The 20786-nt window shown below is 65.4% G+C and carries 22 protein-coding genes and 2 pseudogenes; 15 read left to right on the forward strand and 9 right to left on the reverse strand.

Annotated elements, in window-relative coordinates; all coding sequences use genetic code 11:
• Positions 1-56: 56 nt before the first annotated feature.
• Positions 57-1493: a pyruvate kinase gene (gene pyk, locus CFB40_RS14360; RefSeq protein ID WP_039360687.1), complete on the reverse strand. Its 1437-nt coding sequence runs from the start codon at positions 1491-1493 to the stop codon at positions 57-59.
• Between pyk and CFB40_RS39080 the strand changes: the two genes are divergently transcribed.
• Positions 1492-1620: a hypothetical protein gene (locus CFB40_RS39080; protein ID WP_256093618.1), complete on the forward strand. Its 129-nt coding sequence runs from the start codon at positions 1492-1494 to the stop codon at positions 1618-1620. The two genes, pyk and CFB40_RS39080, sit on opposite strands and share 2 nt — an antisense overlap.
• A 157-nt stretch (positions 1621-1777) precedes the next feature.
• On the opposite strand, the gene CFB40_RS14365 is transcribed toward CFB40_RS39080, so the two are convergent.
• Together CFB40_RS14365 and CFB40_RS14370 are read right to left on the reverse strand one after the other, a co-directional pair.
• Positions 1778-2974, reverse strand: a complete 1197-nt coding sequence (locus tag CFB40_RS14365; RefSeq protein ID WP_069257480.1) for a phosphoglycerate kinase — start codon at positions 2972-2974, stop codon at positions 1778-1780.
• Between the two features lie 279 nt (positions 2975-3253).
• Positions 3254-3577 (reverse strand): AzlD domain-containing protein, encoded by a 324-nt coding sequence (locus tag CFB40_RS14370; RefSeq protein WP_089426237.1) that lies wholly within the window; start codon positions 3575-3577, stop codon positions 3254-3256.
• A gap of 89 nt (positions 3578-3666) precedes the next feature.
• On the opposite strand from CFB40_RS14370, the gene CFB40_RS14375 reads away from it, so the two are divergent.
• Positions 3667-4719: an RNA-guided endonuclease InsQ/TnpB family protein gene (locus CFB40_RS14375; protein WP_089431645.1), complete on the forward strand. Its 1053-nt coding sequence runs from the start codon at positions 3667-3669 to the stop codon at positions 4717-4719.
• 13 nt (positions 4720-4732) lie between these two features.
• Here the strand turns inward: CFB40_RS14375 and CFB40_RS14380 are convergent, their stop codons facing one another.
• Positions 4733-5488, reverse strand: a complete 756-nt coding sequence (locus CFB40_RS14380; RefSeq protein ID WP_089426239.1) for an AzlC family ABC transporter permease — start codon at positions 5486-5488, stop codon at positions 4733-4735.
• 193 nt (positions 5489-5681) lie between these two features.
• Here CFB40_RS14380 and CFB40_RS14385 point away from each other — a divergent pair, with 193 nt between their 5' ends.
• The 6 genes from CFB40_RS14385 (at position 5682) to CFB40_RS14410 (ending at position 10252) form a co-directional block, all read left to right on the forward strand.
• Entirely contained in the window at positions 5682-6605 is a 924-nt protein-coding gene (locus CFB40_RS14385) for a branched-chain amino acid transaminase (RefSeq protein ID WP_089426240.1), read from the forward strand.
• A 50-nt stretch (positions 6606-6655) separates the two neighbouring features.
• Positions 6656-6850 carry a zinc-finger domain-containing protein gene (locus tag CFB40_RS14390; protein WP_006749970.1) on the forward strand — a complete coding sequence of 65 codons (195 nt, stop codon included), beginning with the start codon at positions 6656-6658 and terminating at the stop codon, positions 6848-6850.
• 150 nt (positions 6851-7000) lie between these two features.
• Positions 7001-8038: a lipopolysaccharide heptosyltransferase II gene (gene waaF, locus CFB40_RS14395; protein ID WP_039360609.1), complete on the forward strand. Its 1038-nt coding sequence runs from the start codon at positions 7001-7003 to the stop codon at positions 8036-8038.
• A 115-nt stretch (positions 8039-8153) separates the two neighbouring features.
• Positions 8154-8600, forward strand: a complete 447-nt coding sequence (locus CFB40_RS14400) for a nuclear transport factor 2 family protein (protein ID WP_006749968.1) — start codon at positions 8154-8156, stop codon at positions 8598-8600.
• Between the two features lie 34 nt (positions 8601-8634).
• Entirely contained in the window at positions 8635-9672 is a 1038-nt protein-coding gene (locus tag CFB40_RS14405) for a hydrolase (protein ID WP_089426646.1), read from the forward strand.
• Positions 9665-10252: a DUF2946 family protein gene (locus CFB40_RS14410; RefSeq protein WP_089426241.1), complete on the forward strand. Its 588-nt coding sequence runs from the start codon at positions 9665-9667 to the stop codon at positions 10250-10252. The genes CFB40_RS14405 and CFB40_RS14410 overlap by 8 nt, the downstream gene beginning before the upstream one ends.
• A 39-nt stretch (positions 10253-10291) precedes the next feature.
• Here CFB40_RS14410 and CFB40_RS14415 read toward each other — a convergent pair whose 3' ends face one another.
• Positions 10292-11986, reverse strand: coding sequence for a M48 family metalloprotease (locus CFB40_RS14415; RefSeq protein WP_089431646.1), 1695 nt, complete (start codon positions 11984-11986; stop codon positions 10292-10294).
• Between the two features lie 270 nt (positions 11987-12256).
• On the opposite strand from CFB40_RS14415, the gene moaC reads away from it, so the two are divergent.
• Positions 12257-12736 (forward strand): cyclic pyranopterin monophosphate synthase MoaC, encoded by a 480-nt coding sequence (moaC, locus tag CFB40_RS14420; protein ID WP_089431647.1) that lies wholly within the window; start codon positions 12257-12259, stop codon positions 12734-12736.
• 290 nt (positions 12737-13026) lie between these two features.
• Here moaC and CFB40_RS14425 read toward each other — a convergent pair.
• Positions 13027-13445: pseudogene (locus tag CFB40_RS14425) on the reverse strand (transposase); the annotation flags it as partial.
• Positions 13446-13617: 172 nt separating this feature from the next.
• Between CFB40_RS14425 and CFB40_RS14430 the strand changes: the two are divergent.
• The 6 genes and pseudogenes from CFB40_RS14430 to CFB40_RS14455 all read left to right on the forward strand — a co-directional run.
• On the forward strand, positions 13618-14145 hold the full coding sequence (locus tag CFB40_RS14430) for a hypothetical protein (RefSeq protein WP_143329845.1): 528 nt from the start codon (positions 13618-13620) through the stop codon (positions 14143-14145).
• Complete coding sequence (locus tag CFB40_RS38000; RefSeq protein ID WP_143329846.1) at positions 14142-14924, forward strand: hypothetical protein; 783 nt, start codon at positions 14142-14144, stop codon at positions 14922-14924. The genes CFB40_RS14430 and CFB40_RS38000 overlap by 4 nt, the downstream gene beginning before the upstream one ends.
• A 344-nt stretch (positions 14925-15268) precedes the next feature.
• Positions 15269-15592, forward strand: coding sequence for a hypothetical protein (locus tag CFB40_RS14440; protein ID WP_089426245.1), 324 nt, complete (start codon positions 15269-15271; stop codon positions 15590-15592).
• 148 nt (positions 15593-15740) lie between these two features.
• Positions 15741-16076 carry a hypothetical protein gene (locus CFB40_RS14445; protein WP_089426246.1) on the forward strand — a complete coding sequence of 112 codons (336 nt, stop codon included), beginning with the start codon at positions 15741-15743 and terminating at the stop codon, positions 16074-16076.
• An 18-nt stretch (positions 16077-16094) separates the two neighbouring features.
• Complete coding sequence (locus CFB40_RS14450) at positions 16095-16817, forward strand: hypothetical protein (protein ID WP_089426247.1); 723 nt, start codon at positions 16095-16097, stop codon at positions 16815-16817.
• A 28-nt stretch (positions 16818-16845) separates the two neighbouring features.
• Positions 16846-17346: pseudogene (locus tag CFB40_RS14455) on the forward strand (hypothetical protein); the annotation flags it as partial.
• Between the two features lie 100 nt (positions 17347-17446).
• Here the strand turns inward: CFB40_RS14455 and CFB40_RS14460 are convergent.
• From CFB40_RS14460 to CFB40_RS14470, 3 genes are all read right to left on the reverse strand, one after another.
• Positions 17447-17797 (reverse strand): TonB family protein, encoded by a 351-nt coding sequence (locus CFB40_RS14460; protein ID WP_089426248.1) that lies wholly within the window; start codon positions 17795-17797, stop codon positions 17447-17449.
• 454 nt (positions 17798-18251) lie between these two features.
• A complete protein-coding gene (locus tag CFB40_RS14465; RefSeq protein WP_089431649.1) occupies positions 18252-20030 on the reverse strand; it encodes a PglL family O-oligosaccharyltransferase in 1779 nt (592 codons plus the stop codon).
• Between the two features lie 153 nt (positions 20031-20183).
• On the reverse strand, positions 20184-20780 hold the full coding sequence (locus tag CFB40_RS14470; protein ID WP_089431650.1) for a pilin: 597 nt from the start codon (positions 20778-20780) through the stop codon (positions 20184-20186).
• Positions 20781-20786: the final 6 nt, after the last annotated feature.

Below are 20786 nucleotides of genomic sequence, written 5' to 3' on the forward strand. Positions count from 1 at the left end.
TTTTTCAGCCGACCCGGGCGGTCGGCCTGCAGGCCGACCCGAGATTCAGCGGGCGCTCAATAGTGCTCGCCAACCCGCACGATCTTCAGCGTGTTGGTGCCGCCCGCCTGCCCCATCGGCTCGCCGACGGTCAGCACGACCATGTCGCCGTGCTGCACGTAGCCCTGCTTGACGACGATCTCGAGCGCCGCCTGCAACGCCGAGTCGCGGTCGCTGTTGAAGTCGACGTGCAGCGGCGTCACGTTGCGGTACAGCGCCATCGTGCGCTCGCTGCCGACGCGCGGCGTCAGCGCGAAGATCGGCACGTGCGTGTAGTGACGCGACATCCACAGTGCGGTCGCGCCCGATTCGGTCAGCGCGATGATCGCCTTCGCCCCCAGGTGGTACGCGGTGAACAGCGCGCCCATCGCGATCGACTGGTCGATCCGCGTGAACGTGCGGTCGAGGAAATCCTTGTCCAGCTCGACTTCTTCCGACTTTTCCGCCTCGACGCACACGGCCGCCATCGTCTCGATCGTGACGACCGGATACTTGCCGGCGGCCGTCTCGGCGGACAGCATCACCGCGTCGGTGCCGTCGAGCACCGCGTTCGCGACGTCCGACACTTCCGCGCGGGTCGGCACCGGCGCGTGGATCATCGATTCCATCATCTGCGTCGCGGTGATCACGAGCTTGTTCGACTCGCGCGCCATCCGGATCATCCGTTTCTGCAGCGCCGGCACGGCCGCGTTGCCCACTTCCACCGCGAGGTCGCCGCGCGCGACCATGATGCCGTCGGACGCGTCGAGAATGCTTTGCAGCGCCGGAATCGCTTCCGCACGCTCGATCTTCGCGATCATCTTCGGCTTGATGCCGTACGGCGCGCCCGCGATGTTCGCGAGCTGGCGCGCCATTTCCATGTCGGTCGCGTTCTTCGGGAACGACACCGCCACCAGGTCCGCGCCGAGCGACATCGCGGTGCGGATGTCTTCCATGTCCTTCGCGGTCAGCGCGGGCGCCGACAGCCCGCCGCCCTGGCGGTTGATGCCCTTGTTGTTCGACAGCTCGCCGCCCACCTTGACGATCGTGTGGATCTCGTCGCCGAGCACGCGCTCGACGGTCAGCACGATCAGGCCGTCGTTCAGCAGCAGCAGGTCGCCCGTGCGCAGGTCACGCGGCAGCTCCTTGTAGTCGAGCCCGACGCGCTCGTCGTTGCCCAGCTCGCAGCCCGCGTCGAGGATGAAGGCCTGGCCCGGCTCGAGCGTCGTCTTGCCGTTCTCGAACTTGCCGACGCGGATCTTCGGGCCCTGGAGGTCGGCCATGATCGCGATCTCGCGGCCGACCTTGCGGGCGGCCTCGCGCACCATCTCGGCGCGCTGGCGGTGATCGTCGGCCGTGCCGTGCGAAAAATTGAGCCGCACGACGTCGAGGCCCGCCTGCATCATCTGCAGCAGAATCTCCGGCGAACTGGAAGCCGGGCCGATCGTGGCGACTATCTTGGTGGCGCGCTGCATGAAACTCCTCATCTGGATCAAGGTGGATGCGCTGGGTGAAACGCTGCGAGAGCCGGAAGCGGCAGGCCCAGCGGCCGCCGCTCCGGGGGGCGTGCCGGTGCTTGCGCCCGGCATCGCTTTGTTCTGAATCTCGTGGTGCTGCTCGGCCGCGTCGCCGGCGGCCGCCGGTGCGCGCGGGGCGGTGTTCGCCCGCGCGGGCGCGCGTTTGCGCTTGCCCGCGCCGGCCGTCGGCTCCGCTTTCGCGGAGCGCGCGGCCTTCGTCACCCCTGCGCGCGCCGCCACGCTCAGGCCGCCCGCGTTTCCAGCACTTCCACTGCCGGCAGCTTCTTCCCCTCGAGGAACTCGAGGAAGGCGCCGCCGCCCGTCGAGATGTAGCTGACCTGGTCATGGATGCCGTACTTCGCGATGGCCGCGAGCGTGTCGCCGCCGCCCGCGATCGAGAACGCGGACGATTTGGCGATCGCTTCCGCGAGCGTCTTGGTGCCGTTGCCGAACTGGTCGAACTCGAACACGCCGACCGGGCCGTTCCACACGATCGTGCCGGCCTTCTCGAGCTGGCTCGCGAGCGCCTTGGCGGTATCCGGGCCGATGTCGAGGATCATGTCGTCCGCTTCGATGTCGGCGACCTGCTTCACCGTGGCCGCGGCCGTCGGCGAGAATTCCTTGGCCGTCACGACGTCGGTCGGGATCGGCACCGACGCGCCGCGCTCGCGCGCTTCGTCGATGATCGCCTTCGCCTCGTTGACGAGGTCGGCTTCCGCGAGCGACTTGCCGATCGACAGGCCGGCCGCGAGCATGAACGTGTTCGCGATGCCGCCGCCGACGATCAGCTGGTCGACCTTGCCGGCCAGCGACTTCAGGATCGTGAGCTTGGTCGACACCTTCGAGCCGGCGACGATCGCCACCAGCGGGCGGGCCGGGTTGCCCAGCGCCTTGCCGAGCGCGTCGAGTTCGGCAGCCAGCAGCGGGCCCGCGCACGCGACCGGCGCGTACTTCGCGATCCCGTGGGTGGTCGCTTCCGCGCGGTGCGCGGTGCCGAACGCGTCGTTCACGTACACGTCGCAGAGCTTCGCCATCTTCTGCGCGAGCTCGTCCGAATTCTTCTTCTCGCCCTTGTTCACGCGGCAGTTCTCGAGCAGCACGACCTGGCCCGGCGCGACGTTCACGCCGTTCTCGACCCAGTTCGACACGAGCGGCACGTCACGGCCGAGCAGCTCGGCGAGGCGCTTCGCGACCGGCGCGAGCGAATCTTCCGGCTTGAATTCGCCCTCGGTCGGGCGGCCGAGGTGCGACGTGACCATCACGGCCGCGCCGGCGTCGAGCGCGGCCTGGATGGCCGGCACGGACGCGCGCACGCGCGTGTCTTCGGTGATGTTGCCCTGGTCGTCCTGCGGGACGTTCAGGTCGGCACGGATGAATACCCGCTTGCCGGCGAGCTGGCCGGCGGCGATCAGGTCGGTAAGACGCTTGACTTGGCTCATGTTGAACAAATTGAAGTAGTGGATGGGGAAAGGGGGTTCACGCTGGACGTGCGCGGGCTGCCGCGAAAGGGCGCCGGATGCGGCCGTGGCTGGCGGTTCGCATGACGCGCACGGGTAAAAAATCTCGAACGGGCATTCTAGCCGATCCACCCGGCAGACTGACCCGCGGGCGGCGAATTCCGCCTATTTGGGATCGCGCGCGGGAACGGACCCATTGCCGCAATGCAGCAATGCACCCGCGCGAGCGTCCGGCGCCCGGCGGGCCGGAACGGCGGCCCATCAGAAGATCAGGCGCAGCACGGTGAATACGAGCATCCCGACGACGATCGTGCCGAGCATGCTGCGCCGCCACAAAAACCAGCCGAGGCCGGCGAGCGCCGCGTAGAACGGATGGTTGGACAACGCGAACGACAACCCGGCCGGCGTTTCGAGCACGTCGGGCAGCACGACGGCGACCAGTGCCGCCGCCGGCGCGTAGCGCATCGCGCGCTGCGCGCGCTCGGGCAGCACGGTGCGTTCGCCGCCGATCAGGAACAACGCGCGCGTCACGGCCGTGACGATCGTCATCCCGATGATGACGATCCAGATTTCCGTCGCGCTCATCAACTACTCCTTGAAATGTTGCCATCGATGGCGGGCAAGAAAGACATACCCTTGACAGGCAGCTTCTTCCATCGACTAGGATCACCGGCATGATTCTTGTCTATCGCTACCGGGTGAAGTCGCTCAACGGACTGCTCAACAAGCAGAGCCGTGCGGTGAACTATGTCTGGAACTTCTGCAACGACACGCAGAAACATGCCCTGAAGTGGAACAAGAGGTGGCCGACGGGTTTCGATCTGAACGTACTGACGACGGGCTGCAGCAAGATACTCGGCATCCACTCCGGCATGGTCAACGCAACGTGCGAGCAATACGCGAAGTCGCGCAATCAGCGCCGTCGGCCTTACTTGCGCTATCGCGGCAAGAAATCTCTTGGCTGGGTGCCGTTGAAGGGGCGTGACCTGAAGCGCGAAGGCGACGCATTTCGCTTTGCCGGCAGCACCTTTCGCGTGTTCAACAGCCGACCGCTTCCCGAAGGCAAGATCAAGGACGGAACCAACTTTGCGCAGGATGCGCGCGGCAATTGGTTCTTGAACATCGTGATCGAGATGCCAGATGTTCAGGCCCGCCCGATCCGTTCCGGCGTCGGCATCGATCTCGGCCTGAAAGACTTCGCCACACTTTCGACGGGCGAGAAGCTGCCGAACGACCGGTTCGGCCAGCGAGCGGCCGATAAGCTGGCAAAGGCCCAGCGAGCGCGAAAGCACAAGCGACATATCGCGAAATTGCACGCCAAGGTGGCGAATGCGCGTGCTGATTTCCAGCACAAGTTGGCGCTCGATTTGGTGCGGCGCTTCGATTACATCGTGGTCGGCAACGTGTCGCCCGCGAAACTCGCCACAACCCGGATGGCGAAGAGCGTCTACGACGCATCCTGGTCGTCCTTCCGAAACAAGCTCCGTTACAAGGCGATCGCGCACGGGGCCACGTTCGAGGAAATCGACGAAAGCGGTTCCACCCAGTCCTGTTCGGCGTGCGGGTCGAAAGACAGCACGACGCGGCCGAAAGGTATCGCGGGACTGCGAGTAAGAGAGTGGGCCTGCGATGGCTGTGGTGTCGTGCATGATCGAGATACCAACGCTGCTTTGAACATTCTCCGATGCGGACGTGCATCGCCAGCTGTGGGAATCCGCCCCCTTTAGGCGGCGGAGGACGTCAATCGATTTCCTTTTCGTGCACGGTTTCGGTGCGAATGCGCCGCCAGTCGGCCCGCTCGACGAAGAAATCGGCCGTGCAGCCGGCCGCGAGCGCGGCGAGCACCGCGAGCGGCAGCGCGAGCCGGTACGGCAGGTCGAACGCGACGAGCGACACGACACCGGCGACCGCGACGGCCGCGAGCGTCGAGCGGTTCGCGACCGCCGACACCATGATGGGGATCAGCGCGAGCGTGCCGGCCAGTTCCAGCCCCCAGCTCGCGGGAAAGAAGCTCGCGAGCAGGATGCCGGCGAGCGACGACACCTGCCACGACAGCCAGCTCGCGAGCGCCATCCCCCAGAAATACGCTTCCTTGCCGGGCACGTGGCCGTACGCGAAGCCCTGTTTCTGGAACAGCAGGTAGATCACGTCGCCGTTGAAATAGCCGATCGCGAGGCGCCGCCACAGCGGCAGGTAGGAAAAATGGGGAGCAAGCCCGGCGCTGAAGATCACGAAGCGCGTGTTGACCATCGCGGCCGTGAGCAGGATGGTCCAGATCGGCAGCTTCGCCGCGAGGAGCGGCAGCACCGCGAGCTGCGACGAGCCCGCGTAGACCAGCAGCGACATCGCGCTCGCCTGCCAGAGGGTCATGACCGACTTGCTCATCGCGATGCCGGTGACGAGCCCCCACGAGAAAATCGCCATCAGCGTCGGGGAATAGTCGCGCGCGCCCTGGATCAGCGCGAAGCGGTCGGTGGCGGACAATCGAGCGAGCATGGGAAGCGGGCCGCAGCGGGCGGTTCGTCGGGGCGCCGGCGCCTCCTGCCGGGTCGACCCTTCGTTATTGGAATCGGTACCGGGCGATTATAGCGCCGGCCCCGCGCCGACCGACCGGATCGCCTTCAAATGACGCTAAAATATGCGTCTTTCCGGCTCAACGCTGCATACAACCGCATCCCAGGAGAAATCTATGTCAATGGCCGACCGCGACGGCAAGATCTGGATGGACGGCAAGCTGATCGACTGGCGCGACGCCAAGATCCACGTCCTGACCCACACGCTGCACTACGGCATGGGCGTCTTCGAGGGCGTGCGCGCGTACAAGTCGGCCGACGGCAGCACCGCGATCTTCCGCCTGTACGAGCACACGAAACGTCTGCTGAATTCGGCGAAGATCTTCCAGATGGACGTGCCGTTCGACCGGGAAACGCTTGAAGCCGCGCAACTCGCAGTCGTGCGCGAGAACCAGCTCGAGTCGTGCTACCTGCGCCCGATCATCTGGGTCGGCTCGGAAAAGCTCGGCGTGGCCGCGAAGGGCAACACGATCCACGTCGCGATCGCCGCATGGCCGTGGGGCGCGTACCTCGGCGAGGAAGGCCTCGCGAAGGGCATCCGCGTGAAGACGTCGTCGTTCACGCGCCACCACGTGAACGTGTCGATGGTGCGCGCGAAGGCGTCGGGCTGGTACGTGAATTCGATCCTCGCGAACCAGGAAGCCACCGCCGACGGCTACGACGAAGCGCTGCTGCTCGACGTCGACGGCTACGTGTCGGAAGGCTCCGGCGAGAACTTCTTCCTGGTGAACAACGGCAAGCTGTACACGCCCGACCTGTCGTCGTGCCTCGACGGCATCACGCGCGATACCGTGATCACGCTCGCGAAGGACGCCGGCATCGAGGTGATCGAGAAGCGCATCACGCGCGACGAGGTCTACACGGCCGACGAGGCGTTCTTCACCGGCACGGCCGCTGAAGTCACGCCGATCCGCGAGCTCGACAACCGCACGATCGGCAGCGGCGCGCGCGGCCCCGTCACGGAAAAGCTCCAGTCGGCGTTTTTCGATATCGTGTCGGGCAAGAACGCGAAGTACGCGAACTGGCTGACGAAGGTCTGAGCGCGCCGCGCCACCGACCGCCCCACAAAAGAGTGATAAGAGAAAGTCTCATGAGTGAAATCAAGGAAATGCCGCTGGTCGAGCTGACGGCCAAGGATCTTCCCGCGTACTGCCCGAACCCGGCCATGGCGCGCTGGAGCGCCCACCCGCGCGTCTTCATCGACGTCTCGCACGGCGAGGCACGCTGCCCGTACTGCGGCACGCGCTACAAGCTGCGTGACGGCGAGGTCGTCAAGGGCCACTGAGCCCCGGCGGCCGGGCCTGCAGGCTGATGCAGGCCCGCCGATCGCCCAGGCGGCGCAGCCGGATTGCCGGCGCGCCGCCATTCTCCATTCTGGCAACCCGAACGCGGCGCCTGAGCGCCGTGCTTCATTACGACATCGGAAGTCGACCTGATGCGTCGAGCGCTGGTTATCGCACCGAACTGGATCGGTGACGCATTGATGGCGCAGCCGCTTTTTGCGCTGCTGAAGAAAAACCATCCCCGCATCGCGATCGATGCCGTCGCGCCCTCGTGGGTCGCGCCCGTGCTCGAGCGGATGCCCGAGATCCACGATGTCTACGCGACCGATCTCGCGCACGGCAAGCTGCAACTGCTGCGCCGCTGGCAGCTCGCGAGCGACCTGCGCGACGTCGGCTACGACGCGGCGTACGTGCTGCCGAACTCGCTGAAATCCGCGGTGATCCCGTGGCTCGCGAACATCCCGCTGCGGGTCGGCTACACGGGCGAGCACCGCTACGGGCTGCTGAACGTGCGGCACGCGAACCCGGACAAATCGGGCGAGCGGCCGCCGATGACGGCCCACTACGCGGCGCTTGCATACGCGCCGGGCGCGAAGCTGCCCGAGTCGATGAAGACGCTGCCCGCGCCGCGCCTCGACGCCGATCTCAACGAGACGGCGCGCGTGTCCGCACGTTTCAATCTCGATACGCGCAAGCCGCTCGTCGTGTTCTGCCCGGGCGCGGAATACGGCCCGGCCAAGCGCTGGCCGCCCGAGCACTTCGCGTCGCTCGCCACCATCGTCCACCAGTCGTTCCCGTACACGCAGATCGTCGCGCTCGGCTCGCAGAAGGACGCCGCGGCCGCGCAGGCGATCGCCGACCACGCGCCGAACGTGCGCAACCTGTGCGGGCAGACGTCGCTGTCGGAGGCGTGCGCGCTGATCGCGCGCGCGAACGCGGTGGTCACCAACGATTCGGGGCTGATGCACGTTGCCGCCGCGCTACGCCGGCCGCTCGTCGCGCTGTACGGATCGACCGATCCGCGCCACACCCCTCCGCTGTCGGACCTGGCGAAGGTACAATGGCTTCATCTCGAATGCAGTCCCTGCTTCGAACGCGAGTGCCCGCTCGGCCACCTGAAGTGCCTGCGCGAACTCGGTCCCGAGCAGGTATTCGGCGATTTGCGCGGCATGCTCGTCGGGCAGCGCTGACCCTGGCCGGCAGCGTCGCACGGCGCGCCGGGCAATCCGATTCACCGGTGTACGGCGGCTCCATCCGGGCCGCCGTGCTGAATACGGCGCGCGACGCGCGCGAGAGATAACCCCGATGCCACGTTTTGCCCGCCTCTTCGAAGCCGCCGCCGATACGCTGAACGCCTACTACCAGGCCGTCGCCGATGCCAATCTCGACGCGCTGCTGGGACTGTGGATCGACGAGGATTTCGCCAGCTGCGTATGGGCGGACGGCGAGCATCTGCACGGCCTCGACCAGATCCGCAGCGGGCTCGCCAACCGGCTCGCCACGCGCCCCGTGACGATCGAGCCGCTCGACATCCGCGTGTACGACAGCCTCGGCACGGTCGTCTATACGATCGCCGAAGCGCATCAGCAGGCCGACCTGACGGCCGAACCCGACATGGTTTTCGCGACGTACGTGATGATTCACGAACGTGGCGAGTGGCGCATCGCGCACATTCACGCGAGCCCGATTCCCGAACAAGCGGCCGGACAATTCGCCGCGAAGATCCGTCATGGGCAGGGTCCGCTGCACTGACGAAAAGACGAAGCAACGCATACGCGGGGCGATCATGAGTACGGCTTCTCCGCCCACCTCGCCGCTGACCGGGGCCCCGGCCCCCGACGACGACATACTGCGCTATCGCGCACCACGCTGGCTGCCCAACAGCCATGCGCAAACCATCGTGCCCGCGCTGTTCGCGCGGCGTCCCGTCGTCGCTTATCGACGAGAGCGATGGGAAACCCCCGATCACGACTTCATCGATCTCGACTGGGTCGCGCATCTCGACAGCGCGGCGCCGGCGCCCGATGCGCCGCTGTTCGTGCTGTTCCACGGCCTCGAAGGCAGCTCCGGCTCGCACTACGCGCTCGCGATGATGGCCGCCGCGCGCGCGAAGGGCTGGCACGCCGTCGTGCCGCACTTCCGCAGTTGCAGCGGCGAGATCAACCGCCAGCCGCGCTTCTACCATCTCGCCGACAGCGCCGAGGTCGACTGGATCCTGCGCCGGCTCGCCGCGCAGCATCGCGGGCCGCTCGTCGCAGCCGGTGTGTCGCTCGGCGGCAACGTGCTGCTGCGCTGGCTCGGCGAGCATCGCAGCGACACGTCGATCCTGCGGGCGGCCGCCGCGATCTCGACGCCGATCGACGTGCACGCCGGCGGGCGCGCGCTGTCGCAAGGCTTTGCGATGGTCTACACGCGCAGCTTCCTGAAGACGCTCAAGCGCAAGGCGCTCGCGAAGCTCGACCAGTACCCGGGGCTGTTCGACCGCGACGCCATGCTGCAGGCCGTGACGATGCGCGACTTCGACGAAGTCGTGACCGCGCCGCTGCACGGTTTCGCGAACGCCGACGACTACTGGACGAAGGCGACGACACGGCCGCTGCTGCCCGCGATCGATGTGCCGACGCTGATCCTCAACGCCCGCAACGACCCGTTCCTGCCTGAATCGGCGCTACCGGGCCCGGCCGACGTATCGCCGGCCGTCGAGCTCGACCAGCCTGCGGCCGGCGGGCACGCGGGATTCATGACCGGGCCGTTCCCCGGCCGCCTCGACTGGCTGTCGGCGCGGGTGTTCGGCTATTGCTCCAAATTCGTCGACCATGGATGACATCGTCACGCAGGCCCTCGCCAAGTGGCCGAACGTGCCGCACTGTACCGGCTGGCTGCTGCTCGACCGGCGCGGCGAATGGCGGCTGCGCGACGACGCGGCGCAGGCGGCCGGCGAACTCGGCTCGCCGATCCGGCATGCGGCGCTGAACGCGTTCATCGGCCGCAACTACGAATGCGATGCGCAGGGCCAGTGGTTCTTCCAGAACGGGCCGCAGCGCGTGTACGTCGAGCTCGCCTATACACCGTGGATCGTCCGGCTCGCCGAGCGCGACGGGCAGCTCACGCTCACCGACCAGACCGGCGCGCCGTTCGAACCGGACGAAGCCTGGCTCGACGACGCGGGCGGCGTGCTGTTTCGCGCGGCCGGCACGCCGCCGCGCATCGCGGCGCTGCACGATCACGACCTCGGGCTGTTCGCCGATCATGCGGATTTCGATGCCGCGCCGCCCGTGCTGCGCTGGCGCGACGGCCGCACGCTGCCGCTCGGCAGCATCGTCGGTGCGGACGTGCCCGCGCGGTTCGGCTACGTCGCCAGCCCGGCGCAACAGGCCCGCAATACGGCTGACAGCGGCAACTGACCCGCAGCGGCCGCGCCCGCGCTTCCCGAGTATCGGCCGCTACCCGCGGCCATTCTTCTCGTCTTCGCGCTCTTCCTTGTAGCGCGCCTCGAATTCCAGCAGCCGCGCGCCGATCATCGACTGCTCGTAGAACGACACGTCCTTCGCGTCGCGCGCTTCCTTCAGCTGGCGAATCGCCGACGGCCACGCGCCGTCGAGCGCGAGCTTCTCAGCGAGCGCGCGGCGCCGCGCCAGCAGGTCACCCTTGCCGTCGCTCGCCTTCGCGAGATAGTCCCACCAGTCCGGCTGCTCGGGGTCGGCCTTCGCCTGCGCGCGTGCCTGCGCCTGCGCTTCCGCGAAACGGCGCGCCGCGATCAGCGCCTGAAGATGCGCGACGATCGCCGCGTGCGACGCCGGCCAGCGCCGCTGCGCGAGCGCCGCGAGCCGCACCGCGTCGTCGGCCCGCCCCGCGCGGCGCGCGATGTCGGCGGCCAGGACGTCGAGGCTCGGCGAGCTCGTCGCCGGATCGTCCTCACGCCGCTCGCGGGCGTCGAACGCACTGCGTGCCGACGCGAGCGCCTTGCCGGCCGCGTCGTATTCGCCGAGCAGCGCATCCGCGAGTGCGATGCCGTACCAGTTCGCCGCGACGTTCGGCGCGGTGCGATCGTCGATCTCGAACTGCATCCGCCGCGCCTCGGCCGCGATGTCGGTCGGCGCGCGGTTCTGCAGGACGCGCAGCCGCGCACGTACGAACCCGTATTCGGGCGACTGGCGCGGCTGCCGGTACGGCGCGCGGCGCGCGCGATCCTCCATGTCGGCGATCCGCTCGCCGGTCAGCGGGTGCGTACGCGCGTAGGCCGGCACGCCCGCATCGCCCATCGACGCGCGGTCGAGCCGCTCGAAGAAGCCCGGCATCCCGTATGGGTCATAGCCCGCGCCCGCGAGCAGCTGAAAGCCGACGCGATCGGCCTCGCGCTCGGCCGAACGCGAGAAGCGCAGCTGGTTGTCCACCGCATACGCCTGCCCGCCCATCGCGATCGCACTGCCGAGGTCGCCGCTTCTCGCGAGCACGCCGGCCAGCACACCGAGCAGCATCGTCGCGAGCGCCGTGTAGCCGGTCTTCTCATTCGCGCCGATCATCCGCGCGATGTGCCGCTGCAGCACGTGCCCCATCTCGTGGCCGACCACCGATGCGAGTTCCGACTCCGTCTGTGTCGTGACGACGAGGCCGCTGTTGATCCCGATGAAGCCGCCCGGCATCGAGAATGCGTTGATCTGCGGATCGCGCACCGGGAACAGGTCGAAGTCCGGCGTGTAGCCGCCGATGAAGCGCGCGGCCGCCGCGGCCGCGAGCCGCGCCGCCATCGCGTTCAGGTAGTCGCGCACGAGCCAGTCGTCGAGATAGTCGGGATCGCGCCGCACTTCGCGCATCACGCGTTCGCCGAGCCGGCGCTCGGCCTGCGGCGTCAGCGAACCGCCGGAGCCGTCGCCCAGGTCGGGCAGCTCCAGCGAGCGAAGCGGCGCGCGCAGGCTCGCGGCCGGTGCCGACGCGCCGCCTGCGTCCGAAAACCGGCTCTCCGCGCCGCCGTACGTGCCGAACACGCCGGCCGCGATGCCGGACGGCACGGTGGAAATCGACCGCGCGCCGCCGGCCGCCGATTCGAGCGGCGGCGCGGACGCGCTCTGCGCACGGCCGCTCGGAGGCAATGCGAGCGCCACCGACAGCGACACGGCAAGCAACTGTTTGACACGCATGGCAGGATGAAAACGACGCCGTCCCGCGCGCCGGGCGCGCATCGCGGCGTTTGGTCTGAATATTCGGGTCATTGTACCGGCGGCAGCGTGACTGTCCCGTTCGGCATGGACGCCATCTGCGTCCCCGGCGCCGCGTATGCCACTGCTATGATAGGCGCCCGTTGAACCGTTGGATCGGATCGGGGCGCAGAGACGGGATTCGATGCCCCGGCCAATCGCGATGCGCGATCGCGGGACGTGCTCGCGCCCGCCGTTCCACTAGAGGAAGACATGTCAGGACTCACCCATTTCGATGCCGCCGGCCATGCGCACATGGTCGACGTCGGCGGCAAGCAGGAAACCCGACGCATCGCGATCGCGCGCGGCACGATCCGGATGCTGCCGGCCACGTTCGCGCTGATCCGCGACGGCAAGGCCAAGAAAGGCGATGTGCTCGGCGTCGCGCGCATCGCGGCCATCCAGGGCGCCAAGCGCACGGCCGACCTGATCCCGCTGTGCCATCCGCTCGCGCTGACGCGCGTGGCCGTCGAGTTCGAACTCGACGACGCGTTGCCCGGCGTCCACTGCGTCGTGCAGGTCGAGACGTTCGGGCGCACCGGCGTCGAGATGGAAGCGCTGACCGCCGTGCAGGTCGGGCTGCTGACCGTCTACGACATGTGCAAGGCCGTCGATCGCGGGATGGTGATCACCGACGTGAGCGTGCGCGAGAAACGCGGCGGGAAGTCGGGGGACTGGAAGGCGGAGGAATAAGACTCCGTTTCGTAAATCCTTTCTTCGATTCCATACCGGCCACCCCGGTATCACCTTCGTTTGACGAAATCGCCTCGAATCTGACTGCTAGCATACGAAAAATCGATCTTGTCCCACTCCGGTCTCACAAGAAACTGGAATGGCTTCAATTCTGAGGCTGGCCCAATTTCCGTCCCAGTCTTAGTTGGAAAATTCCGGCTCTTCGGGGCGGGCCGAACCGGCCCGATCGGTGCACTGGCGGGCGAATTCCGCCGATGCGCACCGTAATGCACTCGCACTTCCGTGATCTACTTGATGCGCATTTCCAGTGCGCTTTGATCCCGCGCGACCGACTCGTAGCGGTAGACCGTGCGGAACAGCTGCAATAACGCGCAGGTCTGCCGCTGGCTTGCGCCGAAACGCTGCATCAAGTCCGTGAAAAGCTCACGGCGCCGAGAAGGCTTCAGAGCTTTTTTGACAGCACGTCCTGCAGCATGGCCTTGTCCAGCGACAGATCGGCCACGAGCCGCTTGAGCTTGGCGTTCTCTTCCTCAAGTTGCTTCAGCCGGCGCAGTTCCGAGCGCGACAGCCCGCCATATTTCGTCCGCCAATTGTAGAACGTCGCGTCGCTGATCCCCATCTTGCAGCACACCTCCGCGACAGGCGTGCCCAGCTCGGCCTGCTTCAATGCGTATGTGATCTGTTCCTCGGTGAACTTGCTCTTCTTCACGGCATGACCTCCTGGTCTCGATGACAACGCCATGCCGGAATTTTCCACTTTCAAATGGGACAGTTTTGTGGGCTAGGGTCATGCCAATGTAAAGATCTGATGAATTCATGCCGTTATCCATGTGGGTGCAATAAATGCGCTCGCGATCAATGGACGACTAGGAGGTGGTTGAGTGGCAATTGAATCCGGAGCTTGGGCTCCATATCTTAATAATCCTATTGTCTGCGCTGCTTTCGTGGTTTCAGTCGCGTCTGGCGTCGTCTTCGCCGTGCTGAAAACCAAGAAATCGGATAAAAAAATCATCCAACTGGCGGTTGTGTGCTTTTTCCTCATCTCCCTTGGTGTTCTCCTTGTATCTGCCGGTACAGTCTTAGGCCAGAATCGAGGCTCGGTTGAGAACGCGCGAGCACAATCAAGCAATGGCAATGGCAATGGCAATGGCAATGGCAATGGCAATGGCAATGGCAATGGCAATGGCAATGGCAATGGCAATGGCAATGGCAATGGCAACAGTGTTGCGCAAGGCGCATCTTCATCCGTAGGGAATGTACAACTAAATGCGGCCCCGATTGCACCCGCTTCGGGATCGTCGGCTCCTGTTGTCACCGGCATTAATACGGGAGGCCTTTTGTCCAATAATGTCCAGGTGGTGAATGGCTCGAACAATAATGTTACCAACCAAGCGGGGAAACAGAAGTGAAAGTGAAAATTTCGCTCATCGCTCTAGTTGCCGCACTCTCTTCATGCCCCTCGTTGTCCACTAGCGCTGAAGGTGCAGGGAATGCGCAAATCGTCACCGGCGACTGCAATATTGTAGTTAATTCGGCTACACCAAAATCATTCCCTGCGCAGTACTGCCCGAAATTCTCTGTCGCAAAGGATGCGGCAGATGCACTCGCAAAAATAGAGAGATATATCGAAGCCTCAAATCCAACCAAATTGGACTTAGCCTCCGCTAAAATTGAGAAATGGGCATCGGATAGCGAAGACTATTTAACACTCAGCCTTTCCAATACCAGCACACTGCCGGCACAGAGGGTGAAGATTCGATTTTTGGCTCCGGTTAATCCAGGGGAAAATCAATCTCATCAAATAAATTTTAGCCCCAGCCGAGCCGTCCCATCAGCCATGCTAAAAAGTCTTAGCATTGGAAGCAAAGATACAACAAAAATTCCAGTGGCCCCTGTTTCAGAGTTGATCAGATATTCTAGAAATGGAGTGCCAGCCGATTACGAGTTCATTGGTGCAGGCACAACCCCAAACGCGCCCGATGATATGACGCAGCAATACATTCAAGGCCACGGCTTGACCAATAACTACACATTCCAGTCGACCGCGTCCAGTCTTGGCGTTCAGATTTTGTATGGAACGATATTCGGCGGAAAAGTTAGCCTGCTAACTGGTGTGTATCTTTATTTCGGGAAAGTCACTGCTAATCAGCCAATCGACGGCACAGAGCGGGAGGGCATCATCGAATAGGTAGCTACTTCCAGCGGTCTATGAGTGTGCACGAACAATCATTGGCCTTCTTCGGTGACCTGAGCAGCATGGTTCGCACTGAATCAGTTTTTTTATGGGCTCGGTGTGAACCGTTTAGAGAAAAGTCTCGACCCGGTTCACCTGAGGCACACCCGATTCACATTGCTCGTAGGTGGTCAGCACACTCCTGTCTGGGCCATCACGAGACGTGAGATTGGTTACCGGCAATCCATAAAGAAAGGCCCTAAGCGGTCGATAACTACACTGAGTTATGCGGACGCCCCCCTATCGCAGGCGCCCCCTTTCTAACCATGTCGTAACGAACAAGCACGGAGGGTCTCAAAATGGCTATCACTTGCCCGAAATGCAACAGCCCGCAGGTGGACAAGCGAAATTACGGGAAAAAAGCAGGCACTGCGGTTGGGGCGGGCGCAGGGGCAGTGGGAGGCTGGCTCGGTGCAGGCGAAGGCGCGGCCGCGGGTGCAGCAATCGGTTCGCTAGTTCCTGTCGTCGGAACCCTGCTTGGCGGCATCGCCGGTGGTATTTTGGGCGCATTGGGTGGTGCCGCCACCGGCGCAGTTGTAGGCTCAAAAGCTGGCGAGATGGTGGACTCGCATGTGCTCGACAACTACAAATGCCTCGATTGCGATCATACGTTTAGCGTATAAGCTATCTTCGTCCGCCTGAACCGATAAGCCCTTGCAGTCCGTCCGACTGCAAAAACCAACTGGCGGAATGTTAGCGCCCCAGGGTCTCAAATTCGGCGCGGCGGACCACGATGCAGGCTCCATGATTATCACGGCGACTAGTTAAAACATGACCGACAAGACCATCGAACAATTCGACCAAGCGATGCGCGGCATTTATGACGCCGCCCGACGGTTGAAGCCGCCATACCACGCAACATACTTCTTGCGGATGGTGAACGAACACGGTGGCAAGGAGACTGCGAACCGACTGCTGGCAACAAACAAGCCATCGGAAGGGTTCACTGAACTCTTTCTCCGTGGACGGGAAAACCTCCGTCTAAGCGTCGAATATCTTGTCCTTCAGAAACCGTGGCGCGATCTGTTCACGGAAGAACAGCTTGCGGTCGCGAGGAAGCGGTTGATCGAGGTTGAATGTCCGTTGCCAGCGGACGAGCGGGGTTGATCGCCTGACGACACCGAAATGACCTACAGATATTTCCTCGACGGCGTGGTCCATCCCGAACGAGCGCAGATACCCGATCACCACATCTCCCCTAAGTTCAAGCACGTTGTATCCGGGGTGAATGCGAAAGCTGACGTTCGGATTCTCATGAATCAGGTGGCTGTATGGGTCGAGACGGAAGTCGAGTGGAATGCCTTGGACCTGCGCAACGCAGTCAGGTACATGGTCCAGCTGGAAATGGACATTGTGGGCTTCCTTCTCGGCCACACCTATGATGTGGAAATACGGCGGGCCATCTGCCCGGAAGTCGGTCTCGATGTCGTTTTCGGCATCGACGTTCCTTGCATCGGCGAACTGCATCGGGGAGTCGATCTGCATGCCCGAATTGCAGCCATGCGTCCTAAGCTGCGAGGCGAACCGGGAGTCTTCCTTCATCGGTGCTTACGCGACCTTATCACCGCGATGAAGGAACCGGACGATGTTGCTTTCCACTGCTATCGAGCCATCGAATCGCTTCGCCACCATTGCGTCGCTACTCGATCACTGGACCCGAAGGACAAGACAACTCAGTGGAAGACACTGCGCGAGATTGCCGGGTGTGATGAATCAGCGACGAGGCTACTGGAAAATGCAGCGCAGGCCCCACGCCACGGAGAACCCCAAGTCGTTCCTGAGGCAGATGCGGTCAAGCTCCTGACCACAGCATGGACTATCGCGGACGGCTACATCCTCAACTGCTGATGATGTTTGCGGTCATTCCGAGAACAGCTACGCGCTCGACGACAACCCGATCCGGTTCAAGGTGCGCCCCGACGGCTTCGAGGTGCGCGCGACGGTCGGCTCGATGGACAGCGACGTGATGACGCGGCCGGGCATCTTCCGCTACCGCGTCGACGGCGACACCGTGCAGCGCGTACAGCCCGTCGCGCTCAACGGCCGCGATTTCGTCGACGAATGGCTGAAGGCGGATGATGCGCTGGCGCGCGAATGGAGCGAACCCGCCGCAGCAGCGGCCGCGCTGAAAGGCCGGCAGGCGTTCGACAAGGCCAGCAAGGTGGCCGGCAGGGGGTTCGCGTATGGCCCGGTGCGCGGCTGCTCGGACAGCAAGGATCGCTTTCAGGTCGAACTCGATCTGACGGGCACCACCGGGGAAACGGTCGCGCGACACTACGCGCAGATTCGCCAGGAGCGCAACGGGTTCACGCTGCTCGGGCTGAGTACCGCGGCCGAGCCGGCTTGCCGCGGCGCGAACCTGATGCCGCAGCACTGAACGTCGGACGCGCGTGCCGTCACGGCCGCGCGCATCGACTGTCGGCGGTCATGCACAACGAGGCGGCGGGGACCTCTAAGCGGGCCGCACCGCCCACGCCTCACTGGCCGCGCTGCGGCTCGAACACGAACGGTTGGGTCAGCAGGAACGGGTTCGCGGTCGCGCCCGTCTGCACGCAGGTCGCGTGCGTCATCGCGTCGACGGCCGCACGATCAGCCGCCGCATTGCGGCTGCTCGTCGTCACGGTGACGTTCTGCGCTTCGCCGGACGTCGTCATCAGCGCGCGCACGAGCACGGTCGCCGGGCGCGTGAGCGGCTTCGCGGTATCCGGATAGACGGCGCGTGGAATGTGACAGGTCAGCTTGCTTTCCTGCGACGACGACAGCATCGCGCAGCCGGAAAACAGCATCGCGACGGCGGGCAGGATCAGGTAGGTCGAGCGAATAGCCATGGTCGAATATCGTTCTTCAGCACTGTTCCGGACACACGCGCCGCGCACCGGAACACGTCGCCCGGCCGCATCGCATGCATCACACTGCGCCGCAGCCATCGGACCGGCGCCCCGTTACGGCCGCACGGCCGATCGATGCTCGGCCGCGATCCTGCGTGGCGGACTTCCCGGGTGACCGGGGTGTTGCCTGTGTTCGCGCTGCCCTCGCCTCACACGGGTCGGCACGCGAGCGCTTTCGCGCATTGTGCACGCGCGGCCCGGCGAGAGGCGGCGATTTGACAATGGTTGACGCGAATCGCCGGGCCTTCAGCCGGAATCCATGCAATCCGCGAGGTAATCGATGCGCGGCCGGAATCGCCGGGTTCGCGCCGGGCGCTAACGCCCGACGCGCACCGCCGCTCCGTCGCGGCTCGGCACATGCCGGAATTCCCCGTTCCGGCAGGCGCTGCGCGCATCAATCCGAATCGTCGTCGTCCTCGTCGTCGGCCGCATCGGCCGGCACTTCGCCGTATTTCGCGACGACCGCCGCCTTGAACGGCTTCAGCGCCGGCTGCTGATCGCACAGCTTGTACAGCGCGGCCAGTTGCTGCGGCCAGTCCTTCAACTCCTTCGCAAACACGTGCAGGCGTGCGACGGTGTCGAGCGCGTCGGCCTCGCGGCCGGCCAGCGCCTGCAGTGCCGCATAGCGGCGCAGCACCGTCTCGCCGGGCAGCAGCGCAATCGCGCGCTCATGCGCGGCGAGCTTGGCCGGCAGGTCGTCCGCCGAAATCGGGAGGAGCGTAGCCGCACCGTATTCACCCCACGCGCCGAACAGCAGCGACGGCGCATCGCGGTACTGCGCAGCCGGATCGCTGCCGTAATACAGCACTTCCGCGCGCTGGTAGTCGCGCAGCACCGGCACCGCCGCCAGCACGCCGCCGACCGACAGCACCGCGAACAGCCCGAATGCCGCACGCCCCGGCAGGATGCGCAGCGACTTCACCTCGAGCAGCCCGATCACGAACATGGCCGGCAACAGGAAGAACATGTACTGCTGCGGATACTCGACCAGCGCGTGCATCAGCAGGATGCCGATCAGCGCGAAGCCGAACACGCGCATGCTCGACTGCGGCGCGCGCACCGCGCGCACGAACCACGTCACGAGCGCGACGACGAGCACGCCCAGGCCGGCGAGGCCGGACTTCGCGAGCAGGTCGATGAAGATGTCGTGCGAGTTGTTCGCGATCTCGACACCGCCGAGCGAGCGCACGAGCGCGAACTGGTGCGACGGGAATTCACCCCAGCCGACACCGAGCAGCGGATGTTCGCGAAACATCGCGAGCCCGTACTTCCACAGCGCGAGGCGCGGTGCGATCTGCCCCGCGTCCCGCATCCGGTCGGCCGCGGATTCCGCGAGACCCAGGTGATAGTGGACGTTCGCCCAGCGCACCGCGACGTTCACCGCGATGAACGCCACCGCGAGCACGACCGGGATCGCCCACGCACGCGCATTGCCCGGCGCGCGGCGCGATTCGAGCCACGCCATCCAGAAGCCCGCGACGACCATCACCGCGACCTGCAGCCACGGCCCGCGCGACACCGTCAGCGCCAGACCGGCGGACAGCACGATCGACAGCACGAGCCACGCCCATACCGCGAGCCGGCGCGTCTGCACGAGATACAGCGCGCCCGCGAACGCGAACGCGATGTAGCTGGCCAGATGGTTCGCTTGCGCCATGTTGCCGTACGGACGGCGATCGACCGCGACGTTGTATATCACGACGAACGGCGACAGCGCCGACTCGAGGTGGAACAGCTGCACGATCTGCGTTCCGACCGCGAACACGCCGCCGATGAGCAGCGCGCCGGCCATCATCCGCGACACGGCCTCGGCCAGGCCGTCGCGCGCGAGCGCATAGCCGGCCTGCATCGCGACCAGCGCGGCGGCGAGATAGCCGACCGCCAGCCAGTTCATCGACGGCACCTTGAGCGGGATCAGCGCGACCTGCGCGATGAGCACCACGGCGAACCCGAGCGGCGCGACGAACGCGGCCGGCGCCGCAAACGGCTCGGCCGGGCGGCCCGCGCGCGCGAGCAGCACAACGGACACACCGACCAGCAAATACAGCACCAGTGCCGAAAACTCGGAATAGAAGGTCGGGATCGGATACGTGTGATTCGTGATCGCGTACGGCACGATCAGGGCGACAGCCAGCGCAACGAGCGGCAACGAACGGGAAAAAGTAGAAGGCATGAGCGAACCGGATGTCAGCAACCGGCGCACTATACAAAACTTTGCCCCCTCTGTGCGGGGCCTTCGCTCCGCGCCCTGGCGCCGGGTGGCCGCCCCGGCCGGCTGACGAGGCGGCCGGCATGCTGCCCGCGCCGCCCTGCACCACGATCGGCACTAAGCGCGGCACTCCGCCGGCGCATATTTCGCGGGCAGCGTCGCCGCGTCAGCCGGCAGCGGCCCGGCCCCCGGCGCGGGCAGCGACGACGCCCCCTTGCCGGCGGCGAAGCACTCCCACGCGATCGCGCCGGCCTGCATCGCGCCCTTTTTGAGCGGCACGCGTGCGGTGGGCGCGTCGGCCTTGTCGGGCGCGGACGGCACGAGCACCAGCGTGTTGGTGCCGGCCGCGGCGACGCGCGTGGTGAACGCGACCGTGATCTGGCCGGTCTCGCCGTCGATCACAACCGATTCGACGTTGCGGGTCGCGGCCGGCGGGCTGTAGCCGCCGTCGAGGCTCGCGCCGCTTGCGGCGTTGTCGGCGACGGCGAGCCGCGCGGACGACGCAAGCGCGAGCCCTTCGCCGACGCGCGAGCGCGCAAGGTAATCCTGGTACGCGGGAATCGCATAGGCCGCGATCACGCCGACGATCGCCAGCACGATCATCAGTTCGATCAGCGTGAAGCCGGCCGGCCGCCAGCGCGGCGACGGCCGGTTCGCGCGCCGCAGATCGGCGGCCACGCGACGGAACAGGGAAACGGAAAAGGCTTCGAACATGGCAGG

This window comes from Burkholderia sp. AU31652 (assembly GCF_002223155.1).
In the GTDB taxonomy this organism is placed as follows: domain Bacteria; phylum Pseudomonadota; class Gammaproteobacteria; order Burkholderiales; family Burkholderiaceae; genus Burkholderia.

Bases quoted from the DNA above. Each gene is read 5' to 3' on its own strand.
- CFB40_RS14440 (WP_089426245.1), top strand. From the start codon at position 15,269: ATGGCTATCACTTGCCCGAAATGCAACAGCCCGCAGGTGGACAAGCGA.
- CFB40_RS14380 (WP_089426239.1), bottom strand. From the start codon at position 5,488: ATGCTCGCTCGATTGTCCGCCACCGACCGCTTCGCGCTGATCCAGGGC.
- pyk (WP_039360687.1), bottom strand. From the start codon at position 1,493: ATGCAGCGCGCCACCAAGATAGTCGCCACGATCGGCCCGGCTTCCAGT.
- CFB40_RS14465 (WP_089431649.1), bottom strand. From the start codon at position 20,030: ATGCCTTCTACTTTTTCCCGTTCGTTGCCGCTCGTTGCGCTGGCTGTC.
- CFB40_RS14410 (WP_089426241.1), top strand. From the start codon at position 9,665: ATGGATGACATCGTCACGCAGGCCCTCGCCAAGTGGCCGAACGTGCCG.
- CFB40_RS14400 (WP_006749968.1), top strand. From the start codon at position 8,154: ATGCCACGTTTTGCCCGCCTCTTCGAAGCCGCCGCCGATACGCTGAAC.
- CFB40_RS14450 (WP_089426247.1), top strand. From the start codon at position 16,095: ATGACCTACAGATATTTCCTCGACGGCGTGGTCCATCCCGAACGAGCG.
- CFB40_RS14460 (WP_089426248.1), bottom strand. From the start codon at position 17,797: ATGGCTATTCGCTCGACCTACCTGATCCTGCCCGCCGTCGCGATGCTG.
- CFB40_RS14405 (WP_089426646.1), top strand. From the start codon at position 8,635: ATGAGTACGGCTTCTCCGCCCACCTCGCCGCTGACCGGGGCCCCGGCC.
- CFB40_RS14375 (WP_089431645.1), top strand. From the start codon at position 3,667: ATGATTCTTGTCTATCGCTACCGGGTGAAGTCGCTCAACGGACTGCTC.
- CFB40_RS14370 (WP_089426237.1), bottom strand. From the start codon at position 3,577: ATGAGCGCGACGGAAATCTGGATCGTCATCATCGGGATGACGATCGTC.
- CFB40_RS14385 (WP_089426240.1), top strand. From the start codon at position 5,682: ATGTCAATGGCCGACCGCGACGGCAAGATCTGGATGGACGGCAAGCTG.
- CFB40_RS39080 (WP_256093618.1), top strand. From the start codon at position 1,492: ATGAAACTCCTCATCTGGATCAAGGTGGATGCGCTGGGTGAAACGCTG.
- CFB40_RS14415 (WP_089431646.1), bottom strand. From the start codon at position 11,986: ATGCGTGTCAAACAGTTGCTTGCCGTGTCGCTGTCGGTGGCGCTCGCA.
- waaF (WP_039360609.1), top strand. From the start codon at position 7,001: ATGCGTCGAGCGCTGGTTATCGCACCGAACTGGATCGGTGACGCATTG.
- CFB40_RS14365 (WP_069257480.1), bottom strand. From the start codon at position 2,974: ATGAGCCAAGTCAAGCGTCTTACCGACCTGATCGCCGCCGGCCAGCTC.
- moaC (WP_089431647.1), top strand. From the start codon at position 12,257: ATGTCAGGACTCACCCATTTCGATGCCGCCGGCCATGCGCACATGGTC.
- CFB40_RS14390 (WP_006749970.1), top strand. From the start codon at position 6,656: ATGAGTGAAATCAAGGAAATGCCGCTGGTCGAGCTGACGGCCAAGGAT.
- CFB40_RS14445 (WP_089426246.1), top strand. From the start codon at position 15,741: ATGACCGACAAGACCATCGAACAATTCGACCAAGCGATGCGCGGCATT.
- CFB40_RS14470 (WP_089431650.1), bottom strand. From the start codon at position 20,780: ATGTTCGAAGCCTTTTCCGTTTCCCTGTTCCGTCGCGTGGCCGCCGAT.